Below are 15403 nucleotides of genomic sequence, written 5' to 3'. Positions count from 1 at the left end.
CCCCATCTGCGTCGCGCTCGGGCAAGCCGCACCGTGAGAGCGACGGGAACCTAGGCCCTGAACCCCTCCCAAGGGCCGGTGACGGCCAGGGTCATGCCAGGCGAGTACAGGTTCACGAACATCGTCCGGCCGTCCGGGGCCCAGCAGACGCCGGCGAACTCGGTGTTCGATTCATCCGCGTCGTGGCGCATGGCGTTGCGGGCGATGGCGTAGACGCGGCCGTCGGGCGCGATGCCCTTCACATGCTGGGTGCCGACCTGCTTGTCCTCGCAGCCGATGACGTGGCCGTTCGGGGCGATGGCGATGTTGTCGACATAGTCCAGCACGGCGCGGTCGCCCGCCTCGACGAACAGCTCCAGCATGCCCGGCTGGCTGGCCTCGTCCGACTGGCCCTCGCGCGGGCTGGGGACGTAGCGCATGATCTGGCCGTGGCGGCCGACGCCGCCCGAGGTGCAGGTGAAATAGAGGTGGTCGCCCGCCCAGTGGACGCCTTCGCCGCGCGCGAAGATGGCGGCGCCGGAGGCGTGGCCGCGCAGCGACAGGTCGCCGTCGGGGCTTTCAACGTGGTCCAGATCGACCCAGCGCACGGCCAGGCGCTGGCCCTGACGCCACAGGACGTCGTTCCAGTTGCGGGTGTCGCCGCGCGCCTGATCGACCAGGGCCAGGGCCTGAAGACGGCCGCCCGCCTGCAGGCGGCGCGGGTCGATCGGCAGGTAGCGGTAGAAGAGGCTCTCGTTCGTGTCCTCGGTCATGTAGACGACACCGGTGCGCGGATCGATACAGGCGGCCTCGTGCTTGAAGCGGCCCATGGCGCGGATCGGCGTCGGGTCGACCAGGCCGGTGGCGCGCGACGGCACCTCGAACACCCAGCCGTGATCCTGGGGCAGGCCGTCCTTTGTTCCGGCGACGATCTCCTCGCAGCTGAGCCACGAGCCCCAGGGGGTGACGCCCCCGGCGCAGTTGACCGCCGTGCCGCCCAGGCTGAGGTGCTGGCGCTCGGTGCGGCCGGTCCTGAGATTATAGACGACGGTGGTCGTGCCGCCGCCCAGGGGGTAGACGCCGGACTCGTCAGGATAGACGCCATACACATCGGCGCGATCCAGGTCGCCGACCAGCCGGTGGTTGGCGCCCCAGGCGCTGGCGTTGAACTCCAGCGGATTGACCTCGTGGTTGCGGACCAGGATCACCCGGTCCTCGTCCAGTCCGAAACAGCCCATGCCGTCGAACTTGTCAGGGGTCAGCAGGCCGTCGGCCATGGTCTCGCCCGCCTGGGACACCACGCGGTAGGAGAAGCCCTCGGGCAGGTCCAGCAGGCCGTAGGGATCGGCCTTCATCGGGCCGTAGCCGAACACCTCGTTGCGCGAGGGGCCGTCGACGAAGCCGCCCGGTTCGGCGGCTGCGGCCTGGGCGCGTTTGGCGTAGCCCGACAGGGCGAGGGCGGCGGCGGAGGCCATGAAGGCGCGGCGTGAAGCGATCATGCGTCGTGATTACGAGCGGTGCATTACGGTCCAATGACGGCGGCTTGACCGCGCGGTGACGCGGGCTGCGGCCGATGGTCCCGTCTTAGCCGTGCTGGAACGGGTAGAAGCCGCCGCCGAGGTTCAGGATCCGGGTCAGTTCGTCCAGCGCGCCGCGCGTCTCGTCCAGCAGGGCGGGGTCGGCCAGGTCGTGCGCCGTCAGGCTGTCGCGATACCAGCGGCGGCCCCAGTCGGACAGGCGGGCGTGCAGGGTGTCGGTCAGGCGCATGGCGGGATTGGTCGCCGCCAGTTCGGCCTCGGTCAGGACGACCCTGAGACGGAGACAGGCGGGGCCGCCGCCGTTGCGCATCGACTGGCGCACATCGACGTACTCGACATGGCCGATCGGGCCGTTGGAGGCGGCCAGCCCTTGCGCCACCGCGTGGCTACGCGGGTTGTCGCGCGTCTCGGTCGGGCAGATCAGGGTCAGGCGGTCCTGGCCCGGAACCCGGATCAGCATGGAGTTGAACAGATAGGAGCTGATGGCGTCGGCCAGCGGCAGGTCGGCGGTCGAGACCTCGACGAACTGAGGCTCGAAGCCGTCGGCGGCGGCGCGGATGGCGGCCTTGGTCGCCTCCGTGTCCTCGAACGCCAGCTCGTGGAAGAAGAGGGTGTCCAGCGCGCCGACGCAGACCACGTCGTTGTGGAAGGTGCCGCCGGCGATGGCGGCCTTGCCCTGACGCGCCAGGACGGCGCCGGACGCCGCGTGGCGGCGCATGATCGCCTCGGACGCCTCGCGCGTCTGGCGGGCGGGATAGGGGCCGTCCCAATGCTCCCAGGCCTCGCGGCCCCAGACCATCAGATTGACGCCCGGCTCGCCGTGATCGCGGCACAGGCGGACGTGGTTGGCCGCGCCTTCGTCCGCCAGATGGGCGACCGAGGGCAGGGCGTCGTGGACGGCGAAACGGCTGGCGTGGGGGAAGAGGGCGTCCAGCGCGCGCTTGGTCTGATCGTGCTCAAGGCTGCGGTGCAGGTTGGTGATCAGGTTGGCGGGGGTGAAATGGACGCGGCCGTCATGGGCGTCGGCGCTGGGCGTCACCGTGGCGGCGTTGGCGGCCCACATGGGCGAGGCCGAACAGGCGGCGGCGGCGAAGGAGGGCGCATCCTTCCATGCGCGCTCCAGCACCTGGGCGTCGGAGCCCGAAAAGCCGAGCGAGCGCAGGAAGGGGATGTTCGGCCGCTCATGCGGGGGCAGGACGAACTGGGGCAGGCCCAGGTCGGCCAGGGTCTTCATCTTGTCGAGGCCCTGAAGGACGGCCGCGCGCGGGTTCGACGCCTCGCCCTTGTTCAGGCTGGACGCAAGATTGCCCGGCGACAGGCCCGCATAGGAGTGCGTCGGCCCGATCAGGCCGTCGGCGTTGGCCTCGACTGCTGAGATCATCCCCGCAAGCCCTTGATCTCGCTTTCGATGTTCTTGACCGAATCGGCCTCGAAGCTGGCGACCGGATAGGCGCAGTAGTCGGCGGCGTACCAGGCGCTGGGGCGGTGGTTGCCGCTGGCGCCCAGGCCGCCGAAGGGCATGTCGCCCGCCGCGCCGGTGGTCGGACGGTTGAAGTTCACCACGCCCGCGCGGATGCGGTTGATGAAGCGGTCCCAATGCTTGGCGTCGTCGCTGACCAGACCGGCGGACAGGCCGTACTTGGTGGCGTTGGCGGCCGCGACGGCGGCGTCGAAGGTTGGGACGCGCAGCACCTGCAGGAAGGGGGCGAACATCTCTTCGTCCTCGACCGCGACGCCAGTGACGTCGATGATCGCGGGTTTGACGAAGGCGCCGGGCAGGTTGTCGACCGGATCCGAAGCGCGGATCACGCGCGCGCCCGCGTCGATGCGCTGCTGCAGGGCGGCCAGCGCGTTGCTGGCGGCCTTTTCCGAGATCAGCGGCCCGGCGTAGGGTTCGGGGTCGCTGTCCCACGGAGCGAAGTTCAGGCGGTCGGACATAGCCGCCACGGCCTCGACGATGGCGTCGCCCTGGGCGCCTTCCGGCACGATCAGGCGGCGGGCGCAGGAGCAGCGCTGGCCGGTGGTGACGAAGGCGGACTGGACCACGATGCCCGCGACCGCTTCGGCGTCGGCGGCGTCCCAGACGACTAGCGGATTGTTGCCGCCCAACTCCAGCGCCAGGATGACGTGGGGATCATCGGCGAACTTGCGCCGGAAGTGCGCGCCCGCCGCGCCCGAGCCGGTGAACATCAGGGCGTCGATGGGCTGATCCAGCAGGGCCGCGCCGGTCTCGCGCCCGCCCTGCACCATGTTGAACACGCCCTCGGGCAGGTCGGCGGCCTCTAGGCATTCGGCCATCAGCTGGCCGGTCAGGGGCGTTTCCTCGGACGGTTTGAACACCACGGTGTCGCCTGCCAGCAGGGCCGGGACGATGTGGCCGTTGGGCAGGTGGCCCGGGAAGTTGAACGGGCCGAGCACCGCCGAGACGCCGTGCGGGCGGTGACGCAGGACAGCGCGGCCGAAGGCGGTGTCGTTAGACCGCTCGCCGGTGCGCTCGTCATAGGCGCGGATGGAGATGTCGACCTTGCCCTGCATGGAGGCCAGTTCGGCCTTGGTCTCCCACAGGGCCTTGCCGGTTTCGCGGCTGATGGCCTCGGCCATTTCCGGGGCGCGCTCCTTCAGGACGGCCTGATAGCGCTTCACCGCGTCGATGCGGTCCTGACGCGGACGGTCGGCCCAGTCGGGGAAGGCGGCGCGGGCGGCCTCGACGGCGGCGCCGACCTGTTCGACGGAGGCGGCTTCGCCCTCCCAGACGGTTTCGCCGGTGGCGGGGTTGGTCGAGGTGAAACGGGTCATGGCGGGCACTCGGTTCAGGATTTCACGCGGACGACAGCGCCGTCCTTGATCTTCAGGGCGGCGGCGACGTCGGGGGTCATGCGGGCCAGGTCGCCGTCGACCAGGACGCGGGCGCGCACGGCGCGGAAGGCGGCGACGCTGTCGGTCGAGACGAGGGAGGGCAGGTCGACCTCGACCTCTTTTTCAATGCGGGCGGTCAGGACGCGGGCGTCGCGCACGGTGCGGATGTTGTCGCGGCCGCAGGCGACGGTCGGGCCGGCGTCGAAGATGTCGACCAGGCCATTGGGGCGGAAGCCTTCGCTTTCCAGCAGGGCCATAGCGGGCACGCCCTGCGGGTGAACCTTGCCGATCACGGCGCGGGCCGGTTCGGGCAGCAGGTCGATGTAGATGGGGTGGCGAGGGGCCAGGTCGAGGATGAACTGCTTGTCGGTCGAGCCGGTCATGCGGTCGGCGTCGTCGAAGTCCATCGGGAAGAATTTGTGCGCCACATGGTCCCAGAAGGGGCAGTAGCCGTCGGGCGTGAAGACCCCGCGCAGTTCGGCCAGCACATTGTCGGCGAACAGGTCCGGCTGGGCCCCGATCAGCATATAGCGCGACTGGCTGAGCAGGCGCCCGGCGCCGCCCTTGCGCCGGTCGGCTTTCAGGAACAGGGAACCGACCTCGGTCCAGCCGGTGCATTCGTTGACCAGCACCAGCGTCTGATGGTTCAGCTTCACGTTCAGCGACGGCGACTGGACGGTGTTGTTGACCACGCGGAACGAGAAGAACGGCCGGTTCAGGCCTACGGTGGCCTTGACCGAGCCGACGCCATCGATGTCGCCCGTGTCGCCGTCCTCAAGCATCAGCGTGTACCACGCCGCCTCGGGGCCCAGCCTTCCGGCGAAGCTGGCCGCCGAAACCTCCAGGCGGTCGCTCAGGACATCGGCGTCCTCGGGCAGGCTGGTGAAGCCGGGGCCGGACAGGATGGCCAGTTCGAGCAGGTGGTGAAGGTCGGCGGGACCGGCGGGGCGAACAACGAGCATGCGGTTACATCGTCTCCAGTCGGAGCTGTTTCAGTTTGAGGGCGTCGATCTCGCCCGAGGCGATCTTGCACAGGATCAGGGCTGACAGCTGCGCCCGTTCGACGAAGCTGGCGGGCCAGGCGAACTCCTGATCCGAGTGGATGTCGCCGCCGACGACGCCCAGGGTGTCGACGTTGGGCAGGCCTGCGGCGTGCAGGTTGTTGCCCTCGCAGACGCCGCCCGAGGGCTTCCAGGCGATGGTCTGGCCCAGCAGGTCGCCAGCGTCGCGCACGGCGTGGAACAGGGCGGTCTGCGATGCGTCCATCGGCTTGGGCGCGCGGGTCATGCCGCCGTGCAGGTCCAGCGTCAGGCCGGGGAAGGGCGGTTCGGCGGCGAGGGCGCGCACCGTCTCGTCGATCCATGTCGCGCTTTGGGCGTCGGGCACGCGGACGTTGAAGCGGACCACGGCGTTGTCGGCCACGACGTTCAGGGGGCCGCCGCCCGCGATCTTGGCGACGTTGACGGTGACGCCCTCGCGCTGGCCATTCAGACCGTGCAGGCGGGCGGCGATGATGGCGGCGCCCGCGACGGCGTTGGCGCCCTCGTGGAAGGCGCGGCCCGCGTGGGCGGCCTTGCCGGTGACGATCAGGTGGAAGTTGCCGCTGCCCTTGCGCTCGCCCGCCAGGGTGCCGTCCGACAGAGCCGGTTCATAGGTCAGGCCGACGTGGCCGCGCGCGCCCAGTTGCGCCAGCAGGGGGGCTGAGGCGGGCGAGCCGATCTCTTCGTCGGGGGACAGCAGGACGGTCCAGCCGACGCGGGCCTTGTCCCGGTGGGTCTCGAAGGCTTCGAGCGCGGCCAGCATGACGCTGATCCCGCCCTTCATATCGGCGATGCCGGGGCCGTTCAGGGCGCCGTCGTCGCGCGTGACGACGCGCTGGAAGGCGCTGTCGACGGGGAAGACGGTGTCGTAATGGCCGGTCAGCACGACCTGAAGCGGCGCCTCGGGCCGGGCGGTGATCTTCAGGCAGTCGGCGTAGCTCTCGGCGATCACCGCGCCGCTGTCGGAGACGGTGGTCGAGCCCTGGGTCGGCACGCACTCGACCGTGGCTGTGCCGAAAGCGGCGCGCGCTGTCGCCTCCAGAACGTCGAGAACCCGCGCCAGACCTTCGGCGTTGCGGCTGCCTGAGTTGATGTCGGACCAGTCGATAGCGCGTTGAACGATGGCGTCGCCACGGGTGGCGACGTGGTCCAGCACGGCCTGATCCTGAGGTTCGATCCGCATGGCGGCGAGCCTAGACGGGCGCAGGAAAAAGGTGAAGGCGGGGCTATATCTCTCTCACGCACTTGGGATTCAGGGGCGGCGCGGGATAGTTTCGCCGCCTCAGTCAGGGACTCGCGCATGAACCGTCGGATCGCACCGCCTCAACCCTTCGCCCCGGTCGATTCGGCCGAGACGGCGGCGGCGCTGGCGCGCGGCAGCGCCATCGCCTTCTGGATCTGGGGCGCGGTCGGCCTGATGCAGGCGGCCCTGGTCTGGTTCATGGGCGCGGCGGAGCATGAGGCCATGCGCGGGACGACGGCGGGCTTCGCCGTCTTCTTCGCCGCGATCGCCTTTCTGTTGGGGCGGATGCAGTGGCGGCGACCGAACCGGCTGCTGCCGGGCTTCGGCATGGTGTGGGCCATCTATGAGCTCAGCGCCCTGTCGGTCAGCCTGATGGTCGGGGCGCCGCTGGGCGCGGCGGGCCTGCCGGGCTGGAGCTTCGGCGTGGCGGGGGCGGCCATGATCCTGTGCCTGTTGCTGCACATTGGAGGCCTGCGCGGGGCCACGGGCATGGCGCGGTTCGCGTCAGCAAACAGAGCCTGAGCGCGCGACATGGGGGAGGCGAAGTGAACCAGAAACTGAGACTCTGGCTGCGTGCAGCCAATCCGATGATCCCGCCGCGCGGTATGGCGGAGGCGCAGCGGTCTGCGCGTGTCGGCGCGGCCGCCCTGGTCATCGGCGCCGTTCAGGGCCTGGCGGGTCTGCCGACGTTGTCTGACAAAATGGAGCAGTCCGCCGCGTTGATGATGCAGGGCGGCGCCGTTCCGGCCCAGGATCAGGCGATGTTCGAGGGCGTCATGACCGCCATGACGCCGGTCATGATCGGGGGCGTAGTTGTCCTGTCGGCGGTCTATCTGGTGCTGGCCGTGGTGCAGTGGCGCAAGATGACCTGGCTGATCCCGGCCCTCATGCTGGCGTTTCTGGCCTATAGCCTGCTCAGCATGGTCAACGGTTTCGCCCTGCTGGGCGAAGAGGCCGGTCAGTTGTATGGGCCTCTCGCCGTCGTGCAGTGGATCATCATGCTGGCGACAGGTTTTCTATATGCGGCCGCCGTACGCGGCGGCCTGATGCTGAGCCGGTTGAAACGGAGCTTCTGATCATGAGCGTCACCCTCTATCACAACCCGAAATGCTCGACCTCGCGCAAGGCGCTGGAACTGCTGCGTGAACGCGGGATCGAGCCGACGGTGGTCGAGTATCTGAAGGCCGGCTGGGACGCCGAGACGCTGAACCGTCTGGCGCGCGGGACGGGCGGCGGGCTGAAGGGCCTTCTGCGAAAGAAGGAGGCCAAGGCGGCCGAACTTCTGGCCGCCGACGCGGACGACGCATCGGTCCTGGCCGCCATGATCGAGAGCCCGGTCATCGTCGAGCGCCCCATTGTCGAGACGCCGAAGGGCGCGGCGATCGGGCGGCCGGTGGAGGCTGTGCTGGGCGTGGTTTAAGGCCGCCGCCCCGTCGCCCGGGGTCTTTCTTCGAGGGCTTGCCTGACCCATAGAAGCGTTCCGAGGCGCACCCCTCGTGCATGGCTATATGAGCTAGGTGATGACTGTTACCCAGGACGACGCGAGGGCGCCTCGCCTCACGCTCATCGCTCTGTTCTTGAAATTTCTGCACTTCGGCCTTCTCGCGTTCGGCGGGCCGGTCGCGCAGATCGCCATGATCCGGCGCGAACTGGTCGAGCGGGAGGGCTGGATCTCCAGCGCACGGTTCAACCGGCTGCTGGCGGTGATGCAGGCGTTGCCCGGTCCAGAGGCGCATGAGCTTTGCGTCCACATGGGGATGCTGGCGCGGGGCCGAATCGGCGGCGTTCTGGCGGGCCTTGGCTTCATGCTGCCGGGCTTTGTTCTGATGATGCTGGCGGCGTGGACATACGACATTCTGGTCGCCGGTCGCGCTGTGTGGAGCGGCGCCCTGCTCGGGGTCCAGATCGTCGTGGTGGCGCTGATCATCAGGGCGGTGCAGCGGATCGGGCAGCACGTGCTCGAAGACCGAATACTGTGGCTGCTGGCCGGTCTTGCGTTCGCGGCCAGCCTCATCGGCGCGCCCTTCTGGATCCCCCTTGTCGCGGGCGGCCTGATCTATGGCTTCAGCGCGCGCCCCTGGATCGCCTTGAGCCTCGGTCTGGTCGCGGTGGTGCTGTCGGTCGCCCTGCGCTCGGTCGGAATCGATGCGGCCGTCACAGTGAGCGGCCCCATCACCGAAGCGGGAACGCTTGATCTGTTTGTCGCAGGGCTGAAGGGCGGGCTTCTGACCTTCGGCGGGGCGTACACCGCCATTCCCTACGTTCGCGCCGACACGGTCGGGCGAGGATGGCTGTCCGACGGCGTCTTTCTTGACGGGGTCGCCCTGGCTGGCGTCCTGCCTGCGCCTCTGGTGATCTTCGGGACCTTCGCCGGCTATGTCGCAGGCGGCTGGGCCGGCGCCCTGGCGGTGACAGCCGGCATCTTCCTGCCAGCCTTCGCCTTTTCCCTGATCCTGTTCGAACGGCTGGAAGCTGTGGTGGACAATCCGGGGCTGCACCGCGTGCTTGCCGGGGTCGCAGCGGCTGTGGTGGGGGTGATTGGCGCGACCGGCCTTCAACTGACGTGGTCCACGGCTGAGCGCGCACCGAGTTTCTGGGCGGCAGCCCTCATTTTCATGACGGCGCTGGCAGCGGTCTGGTTGGCGAAAGGCAAGTGGGCGCCACCGCTTATCATTCTGACAGGCGCGCTCGCAGGGAGATTGATCTTCGGCTGACGGCCGGTGTCCGGAGCCCCAAACGGATCGCAAGCCGACCACTCACCACGCGCCTGAAATTGACCCGTTTGCGCTTCGATGCCAGACCCCGGCTGTCTGTCACGCTTGGAGTTCGCCCATGACCCGCACCCTGTATGGCATCAAGGCCTGCGACACGATGAAGAAGGCGCGCGTCTGGCTGGATGAGAACGGCGTGGCCTATGACTTCCATGACTACAAAGCTGCCGGGGCGAACCGCGCCGAGGTGGAGCGCTGGGTGGCCGAGCATGGCTGGGAGAAGGTGCTGAACCGCGCGGGCACGACCTTTCGCAAGCTGTCGGACGCTGACAAGGCCGATATCGACGCCGCCAAGGCGGTGGATCTGATGCTGACCCAGCCGTCGATGATCAAGCGGCCGGTGCTGGATCTGGGCGACGGGCGCACGCTGCTGGGCTTCAAGCCGGACCTCTACGCCGAGGCGCTGGGCGGCTGACGTCTGGGGAGGGCAGAGCCCCATTACGAAGAGTTCATGCGGCGGCTTGCATCCGCGGGCCATCATCGCCGCCTCTTGTGATCAGAAGGCCGCCGCATCAGGATCGGCCGAACAGAGTTTCACGAAGGGGCGACAACCCATGAACGGCCTTGAAATCCTCATCCCACTGGCGCCCTTCATCATGGTGGTCGCCATCGTCGCCATCCCGGCCTGGCTGAAGAGCCGCGACCGGCGCGAGATGCAGGCGACGCTGCGCACCGCCATCGAGAAGGGCCAGCCTCTGCCGCCAGAGGTGATCGAGAGCATCAGCAAGGAGAACGCCAAGCCGCCGGCGACGGCCGCGCGCGACCTGCGCACCGGCGTCATCCTGCTGGCGGTCGCCCTCGGCATCGGCCTCTTCGGTTATGCGGTCAGCTTCGCCGAGATGGACGCCTTCTATCCCATCGCGGGCATCGCCGCGATCCCGGGCATGATCGGTCTGGCCTTCGTTATCCTGAGCGTTTTCAACAAGAACAAAGGCTGAGGCGGGTCGAGCACGGAGACCGTCATGGCCCAACCCTTACGCGATCTGCACGATGTCGAGCTGGCGGGACTGGCCGCCGGCGGCGGCCGCCGCGAGTTCGGCGAGCTGGTCCGCCGGCATGGTCCGGCGGTGCGGGGCCTGCTGCGCCGCATGGGCGCCCAGCCGGCGCTGGCCGACGACGTGGCCCAGGACGCCTTCTTGCTGGCGTTCGAGAAATGCGCCGAGTTCCGGGGCGAGGGCACCTTCGCCGCCTGGATCAAGCGCATCGCCGCGCGCCTGTACCTGAAGCGCATCTCGAAGGAAGCGCGCTATGTGGCTGAAACTGAAGCAGAAGGCCCCGCGCCCGCTGTCGACAGCATCGGCCGCGTCGATCTGGACGAGGCGCTCAAGGGCCTCAGCGAGGCTGAACGCCTGTGCGTCTCCCTGTGTCACGGCGCGGGGCTGTCGCACCCGGAAATCGCCGCGGCCATGAATTTGCCGCTTGGAACGGTGAAATCTCATGTCAAGCGTGGTCTGGATAAACTTCGGGCCCGGCTCCAGCCGGGGCCGGTTGCACTCGGGAGCGCATCCCATGTCGGCTGACGAATTCGATCCGGCGATCGAACGCCTGTTCGCCCAGGCGCCGCAGTTCCCCGATTCGGTCTTCTTTGAAGCCGACGTGGCCGCGCGGCTGAACAAGGCGTCGCGGTTCCGTTCCGCGGCGCTGTCCGTGGCGGGCCTGGCGGGCGGCGTCATCGCCGTGCGCGAGCTGTTGAACGTCAACTTTAGCTTGGGGCCCAACGGGGTCTCGGCCCAAGCCGGATCAGGGGCGGTTGATTCGGTGGGCGCGCAGGGCGGGCTGGCCTTCCAGTCGCTATTGGAGCGGTCTGGACTGGGCGATGCGGCGTTCGGCGCCATGGGCTCCATGGGTGGGATGCAGATGTTCTGGGTCACGGCCGGGGTGCTGGTCGCCCTGCTGGCGGCGGGCGTGGTGAAGCTGTCCCAACAGATCTGAGCGCCGTTTTCCCGCCCTAGTCCCGGCTTAGGGCTGGAAAAAGCCGTTTCGCGCCCAACGCCTGCGTTGCGGCGGTGACGCCGAACCTCTAGGGTCGCGGCGTTTTTAATGACCGGCCTTGGCTGTATTTTTGGGGCGACGCTTCGTGGTTGATGTCTTCGAACAGGTCGAGGAGGAGCTTCGCTCCGAACGCTATCGGCGCCTGGCCCGCACCTGGCTGCCCGTTCTGGGCGGCCTGCTGGCGGTCGCACTGGCCGCAGCCCTGGCCTGGTGGGGCTGGCAGTCCTACGTGACCTCGCAGGCCGACAAGGCCTCCGCCGCCTATCAGAAGGGCATTGAAGCCCTGCAGACGGGCAATGCCGCTGAGGCCGGAACCGCCTTCGCCGAGGCCGCCAACGCCGGCGGCGGTTATAAGGCCCTGGCCCTGATGCAGCAGGGCGGCCTGGCGCTGGCCGACAAGAAGACGACCGAAGCAGTCGCCCTGTTCGACGAAGCCGCCAAGGCCTCGCGCGATCCGATCCTGTCGGACATGGCCGCGCTGAAGGCCGCCTTCCTGGTTATGGACACGGGTTCGCTGGAAGACGTTCAGAAGCGTCTGGAGCCGCTGGCGCGCGACAAGCGCCCGCTGCAGCCCTTCGCCCAGGAAGCCCTGGCGATGGCGCAACTGCAGCACGGCAAGACCGCCGAGGCGCGTCAGGCCTTCGTTCAGCTGCAACTGGGCCAGGACGTGCCGGACCCGGTGCGCCAGCGCGCCCAGGCCGCCGTCCAGGCGATCGACACCGGCACGGCGGCCAGCCTGCCCGCCATCGTCAAGGCCGCTGCGGCCTTGCCGGCGGCGGCTGCTGCCCCGGCCGCTCCGGCTGCTCCGGCTGATGTCGCTGCTGCGGCCGACGCCGCTCCCGCCGCTGCGGCCCCTGCCGCGCGCCCTTGATTTGACGCCTTCGGGACGATTCGCATGAACAAAACGCTGAAAGTCGCTCTGCTCTGCGGTCTGGCGATGACCGTCGCCTCCTGCGGCACTGTGCGCAAAGCCCTGCCGTTCGGCCTGGGCGGCGACAAGGATCCGGTGGCGACCGCCAGCGAAGGCCAGCGCATCTCCATTCTCGAGTTCGAGCAGCAGCTGACGCCGTCGGCGGCGCTGTCGGGCCGCGACTTCTTCCTGCCGGGGCCGCAGGCCGCCACCAGCTGGAGCCAGCCGGGCGGAAGCGCCGACAACGCGATTGAACACGCCATCGCCGCCCAGGACTTCACCGTCGCCTGGAGGCGCGACATCGGCGCCGGCTCGGGCGGCACCAATCAGGTGATGTCCCCGGTGGTCGCCGATGGCGGCAAGGTCTTCGTCCTGGATGGCGAGGCGGGCGTGACGGCTGTTGACGCCGGCACCGGCCAGGTGGCCTGGAAGGCCAGCGTCAAGGTCGACGAGGCGGACCGCGGTCGTCGCATCCTGGGCATCGGCTTCGGCGGCGGCGCTGGCGGCGGCGGTTTCGGCGGCGGTCTCGCCGTCAGCGACGGCAAGGTCTTCGTCTCGTCCGGCTATCGCGTCATGACGGCGTTCGACGCCAATACGGGCGCCGAGCTGTGGCGCACGCCGGTCGATCTGCCGATCCACGGCGCGCCGACGGTGGCGGGGCAGCGGGTCTATGTCGTCGACATCGACAACCAGCTGATGGCCTTCAACGTGGCCAACGGCCAGCAGGACTGGTCCTATCGCGGCATCACCGAGCCGGCCCGCATCATGCGCGCCTCCAGCCCGGCAGTCAGCGGCAGCACTGTCATTGCGCCCTTCTCCTCGGGCCAGATCGTGGCCCTGCAGGCCGCCAACGGCCAGCCGGTGTGGGAACAGGTGCTGTCGCGCACCAGCCGCACCAGCGCCCTGTCGGAACTGCGCGACATCGCCGGACGACCGGTGATCAGCCGCGGCCAGGTCTACGCCGTCAGCCAGTCGGGCGTGCTGCAGTCGATGGATCTGCGCAGCGGCCAACCGAAGTGGTCCCTGCCGGTCGCGGGCGTCAACGCGCCGCTGCCGGTCGGCGACGTGGTCTATGTGGTCTCCAAGTCGGGCGAGCTGACCGTGGTCAATCGCGAGACGGGGCAGGTCTACTGGACCCGCGACCTGAACGAGGGCCGCGTGCGCAAGGAAGGCGGCTTCCTGGGCTTCGGCAAGCGCACCGTGCGCCCGGTCTGGTCGGGTCCGATCCTTGCGTCGAACCGGCTGGTCCTGGTCAATTCGGACGGCGAGGCGGTGGCCTTTGATCCGAAGACCGGCGCGCAGACCGCCAGCCTGAAGCTGGGTTCGGCCGCCTATATCGCCCCGGCCGCCTATAACGGCGCGCTTTACGTCCTGACCGACAAGGGTCAGCTGGTCAGCATCCGCTGATCTTTTCACCGATTTAAGCTAGAAGGCCGACATGGCTCTGAAGGTCGCCATCGTCGGCCGCCCCAATGTGGGCAAGTCGACACTGTTCAACCGCCTCGTCGGCAAGCGCTTGGCGCTGGTCGATGATCGCCCCGGCGTGACCCGCGACCGCCGCTACGCCGATGGCGTGATCGGCGACATGGACCTGACCCTGATCGACACGGCGGGCTATGAGGACGTCACCGACGAAAGCCTGGAAGCCCGGATGCGCGAGCAGACCGAGGCGGCGATCGACGACGCGGATCTGATCCTGTTCATGATGGACGCGCGCGAAGGCGTGACCTCGCTGGACCGCATCTTCGCCGATCGCCTGCGCAAGGTGCACAAGCCGATCATCCTGCTCGCCAACAAGTCCGAAAGCCGCGAGAGCGGCGGCGGCGTGGGCGAGGCGCACGGCCTGGGCTTCGGCGAGCCTGTGCCGATCTCGGCCGAGCACGGCGAGGGCATGGCCGACTTGTATCAGGCCGTCGTCGCGGCGTCGGAAGACATCTTCATCGAGGAAGTCGACGAGCCTGAAAAGCCGATCCGCATCGCCGTCATCGGCCGACCGAACGCGGGCAAGTCGACCCTGATCAACCGCCTGATCGGCGACGACCGCCTGCTGACCGGGCCGGAAGCCGGGATCACGCGCGACTCCATCTCGGTGGACTGGGTCTGGGAAGGCCGCAACATCCGCCTGATCGACACCGCCGGGATGCGCCGCAAGGCCCGCGTCCAGGAGAAGCTGGAAAAGCTCTCGGTCGCCGACACCATCCGCGCCATCACCTTCGCCGAGGTGGTGCTCATGGTGATGGACAAGGACGACGCCTTCGACACCCAGGACCTGCAACTGGCCGATCTGGTCGAGCGGGAAGGGCGGGCGCTGGTCTATGTCGCCGCCAAATGGGACCTGGAAGAAGAGCCCCAGTCGCGTCTGGCCGAGCTGAAGCGTCTGGCCGACGACAAGCTGCCGCAGCTGAAGGGCTCGCCCTTCGTGGCCCTGTCGTCGTTCAACGGCCGGGGCGTCGAGCGCCTGATGCCGGCGGTGCTGGAGGCGTATGACACCTGGTCGGTCAAGGTGAAGACCAAGGACCTGAACGACTGGCTGTCCCTGGCGACGCAGAGGCACCCGCCGCCCGCCGTGGACGGCAAGCGCATCAAGCCCAAATACATCGCCCAGACCAAGGCCCGTCCTCCGACGTTCGTGCTGATGGCCAGCCGGGCCGAGGCGATGCCGGATCACTACAAGCGCTATCTGGTCAACTCGATCCGCGAGAGCTTCGACCTGCAGGGCACGCCCATCCGTCTGAACGTCAAATCGGGCTCGGCCAACCCTTATGCCGCTGGCGGCGCCAAGTCGGGGCCGGAACGGTTCAAGGGCGACGCCAAGACCGCGCCGCGCCGGGTGATCAAGGCCGAAAAGGCCGAGAAGCTGTCGAACCTGCCCGGCAAGGCGCTGGAGCAGAAGGCCAAGGCCGGCATCAAGCCCAAGGTGAAGCCGCTGGGCGGGCTGAAGGCCAGCGCGTCCAAGAAGTCGGGCTCCAATGCCTTCGTCGGCAAGGGCGCGCGCGGCGGGGCGCGTCAGGTGTCGCGGTCGGGCCGCGTCCGCACGGGTCAGAAGGGCGGCGCCAAGCGCTGATCCGCTGACG

Annotated in this window: 16 protein-coding genes; 11 read left to right on the top strand and 5 right to left on the bottom strand. The window is 68.8% G+C overall.

Annotation, left to right across the window (positions count from 1 at the left end; genetic code table 11):
- Positions 1-50: 50 nt before the first annotated feature.
- From H9656_RS04630 to H9656_RS04610, 5 genes are all read right to left on the bottom strand, one after another.
- Positions 51-1478, bottom strand: a complete 1428-nt coding sequence (locus H9656_RS04630; protein ID WP_191743062.1) for an alkaline phosphatase PhoX — start codon at positions 1476-1478, stop codon at positions 51-53.
- A gap of 85 nt (positions 1479-1563) precedes the next feature.
- The gene (gene astB, locus H9656_RS04625; protein ID WP_191743061.1) at positions 1564-2898 is read right to left on the bottom strand and encodes an N-succinylarginine dihydrolase; all 1335 of its coding nucleotides are present in this window, start codon (positions 2896-2898) and stop codon (positions 1564-1566) included.
- On the bottom strand, positions 2895-4313 hold the full coding sequence (gene astD, locus H9656_RS04620) for a succinylglutamate-semialdehyde dehydrogenase (protein WP_191743060.1): 1419 nt from the start codon (positions 4311-4313) through the stop codon (positions 2895-2897). The genes astB and astD overlap by 4 nt, the downstream gene beginning before the upstream one ends.
- 14 nt (positions 4314-4327) lie before the next feature.
- On the bottom strand, positions 4328-5335 hold the full coding sequence (locus H9656_RS04615; RefSeq protein ID WP_191743059.1) for an arginine N-succinyltransferase: 1008 nt from the start codon (positions 5333-5335) through the stop codon (positions 4328-4330).
- Between the two features lie 4 nt (positions 5336-5339).
- The gene (locus H9656_RS04610; RefSeq protein WP_191743058.1) at positions 5340-6596 is read right to left on the bottom strand and encodes a hydrolase; all 1257 of its coding nucleotides are present in this window, start codon (positions 6594-6596) and stop codon (positions 5340-5342) included.
- Positions 6597-6713: 117 nt separating this feature from the next.
- On the opposite strand from H9656_RS04610, the gene H9656_RS04605 reads away from it, so the two are divergent.
- From H9656_RS04605 to der, 11 genes are all read left to right on the top strand, one after another.
- Positions 6714-7178, top strand: a complete 465-nt coding sequence (locus H9656_RS04605; RefSeq protein WP_191743057.1) for a hypothetical protein — start codon at positions 6714-6716, stop codon at positions 7176-7178.
- A gap of 23 nt (positions 7179-7201) precedes the next feature.
- Positions 7202-7732 carry a hypothetical protein gene (locus H9656_RS04600; protein WP_191743056.1) on the top strand — a complete coding sequence of 177 codons (531 nt, stop codon included), beginning with the start codon at positions 7202-7204 and terminating at the stop codon, positions 7730-7732.
- A 2-nt stretch (positions 7733-7734) separates the two neighbouring features.
- Positions 7735-8076, top strand: coding sequence for an ArsC/Spx/MgsR family protein (locus H9656_RS04595; protein WP_191743055.1), 342 nt, complete (start codon positions 7735-7737; stop codon positions 8074-8076).
- A gap of 100 nt (positions 8077-8176) precedes the next feature.
- Complete coding sequence (gene chrA, locus H9656_RS04590) at positions 8177-9370, top strand: chromate efflux transporter (RefSeq protein WP_191743054.1); 1194 nt, start codon at positions 8177-8179, stop codon at positions 9368-9370.
- Positions 9371-9488: 118 nt separating this feature from the next.
- Positions 9489-9842 carry an ArsC family reductase gene (locus tag H9656_RS04585; protein WP_191743053.1) on the top strand — a complete coding sequence of 118 codons (354 nt, stop codon included), beginning with the start codon at positions 9489-9491 and terminating at the stop codon, positions 9840-9842.
- Positions 9843-9981: 139 nt separating this feature from the next.
- Complete coding sequence (locus H9656_RS04580) at positions 9982-10365, top strand: DUF6249 domain-containing protein (RefSeq protein WP_191743052.1); 384 nt, start codon at positions 9982-9984, stop codon at positions 10363-10365.
- A gap of 24 nt (positions 10366-10389) precedes the next feature.
- Positions 10390-10947: an RNA polymerase sigma factor gene (locus H9656_RS04575; RefSeq protein ID WP_191743051.1), complete on the top strand. Its 558-nt coding sequence runs from the start codon at positions 10390-10392 to the stop codon at positions 10945-10947.
- The gene (locus H9656_RS04570) at positions 10937-11359 is read left to right on the top strand and encodes a hypothetical protein (protein ID WP_191743050.1); all 423 of its coding nucleotides are present in this window, start codon (positions 10937-10939) and stop codon (positions 11357-11359) included. The genes H9656_RS04575 and H9656_RS04570 overlap by 11 nt, the downstream gene beginning before the upstream one ends.
- Positions 11360-11504: 145 nt before the next feature.
- On the top strand, positions 11505-12290 hold the full coding sequence (locus H9656_RS04565) for a tetratricopeptide repeat protein (RefSeq protein WP_191743049.1): 786 nt from the start codon (positions 11505-11507) through the stop codon (positions 12288-12290).
- 24 nt (positions 12291-12314) lie between these two features.
- Positions 12315-13736 (top strand): PQQ-like beta-propeller repeat protein, encoded by a 1422-nt coding sequence (locus H9656_RS04560; protein WP_191743048.1) that lies wholly within the window; start codon positions 12315-12317, stop codon positions 13734-13736.
- A 31-nt stretch (positions 13737-13767) separates the two neighbouring features.
- Positions 13768-15393, top strand: coding sequence for a ribosome biogenesis GTPase Der (der, locus tag H9656_RS04555; RefSeq protein ID WP_191743047.1), 1626 nt, complete (start codon positions 13768-13770; stop codon positions 15391-15393).
- Positions 15394-15403: the final 10 nt, after the last annotated feature.

The organism is Brevundimonas guildfordensis (genome assembly GCF_014836405.1).
Classification (GTDB): Bacteria; Pseudomonadota; Alphaproteobacteria; order Caulobacterales; family Caulobacteraceae; genus Brevundimonas; species Brevundimonas guildfordensis.
Note: the sequence above shows the minus strand (reverse complement) of the source record. Positions and strands in the feature narration are given on the sequence as shown.

Coding starts and splice junctions, on each gene's coding strand:
- H9656_RS04630 (WP_191743062.1), bottom strand. CDS start 1,478: ATGATCGCTTCACGCCGCGCCTTCATGGCCTCCGCCGCCGCCCTCGCC.
- astB (WP_191743061.1), bottom strand. CDS start 2,898: ATGATCTCAGCAGTCGAGGCCAACGCCGACGGCCTGATCGGGCCGACG.
- astD (WP_191743060.1), bottom strand. CDS start 4,313: ATGACCCGTTTCACCTCGACCAACCCCGCCACCGGCGAAACCGTCTGG.
- H9656_RS04615 (WP_191743059.1), bottom strand. CDS start 5,335: ATGCTCGTTGTTCGCCCCGCCGGTCCCGCCGACCTTCACCACCTGCTC.
- H9656_RS04610 (WP_191743058.1), bottom strand. CDS start 6,596: ATGCGGATCGAACCTCAGGATCAGGCCGTGCTGGACCACGTCGCCACC.
- H9656_RS04605 (WP_191743057.1), top strand. CDS start 6,714: ATGAACCGTCGGATCGCACCGCCTCAACCCTTCGCCCCGGTCGATTCG.
- H9656_RS04595 (WP_191743055.1), top strand. CDS start 7,735: ATGAGCGTCACCCTCTATCACAACCCGAAATGCTCGACCTCGCGCAAG.
- chrA (WP_191743054.1), top strand. CDS start 8,177: ATGACTGTTACCCAGGACGACGCGAGGGCGCCTCGCCTCACGCTCATC.
- H9656_RS04585 (WP_191743053.1), top strand. CDS start 9,489: ATGACCCGCACCCTGTATGGCATCAAGGCCTGCGACACGATGAAGAAG.
- H9656_RS04580 (WP_191743052.1), top strand. CDS start 9,982: ATGAACGGCCTTGAAATCCTCATCCCACTGGCGCCCTTCATCATGGTG.
- H9656_RS04575 (WP_191743051.1), top strand. CDS start 10,390: ATGGCCCAACCCTTACGCGATCTGCACGATGTCGAGCTGGCGGGACTG.
- H9656_RS04570 (WP_191743050.1), top strand. CDS start 10,937: ATGTCGGCTGACGAATTCGATCCGGCGATCGAACGCCTGTTCGCCCAG.
- H9656_RS04560 (WP_191743048.1), top strand. CDS start 12,315: ATGAACAAAACGCTGAAAGTCGCTCTGCTCTGCGGTCTGGCGATGACC.
- der (WP_191743047.1), top strand. CDS start 13,768: ATGGCTCTGAAGGTCGCCATCGTCGGCCGCCCCAATGTGGGCAAGTCG.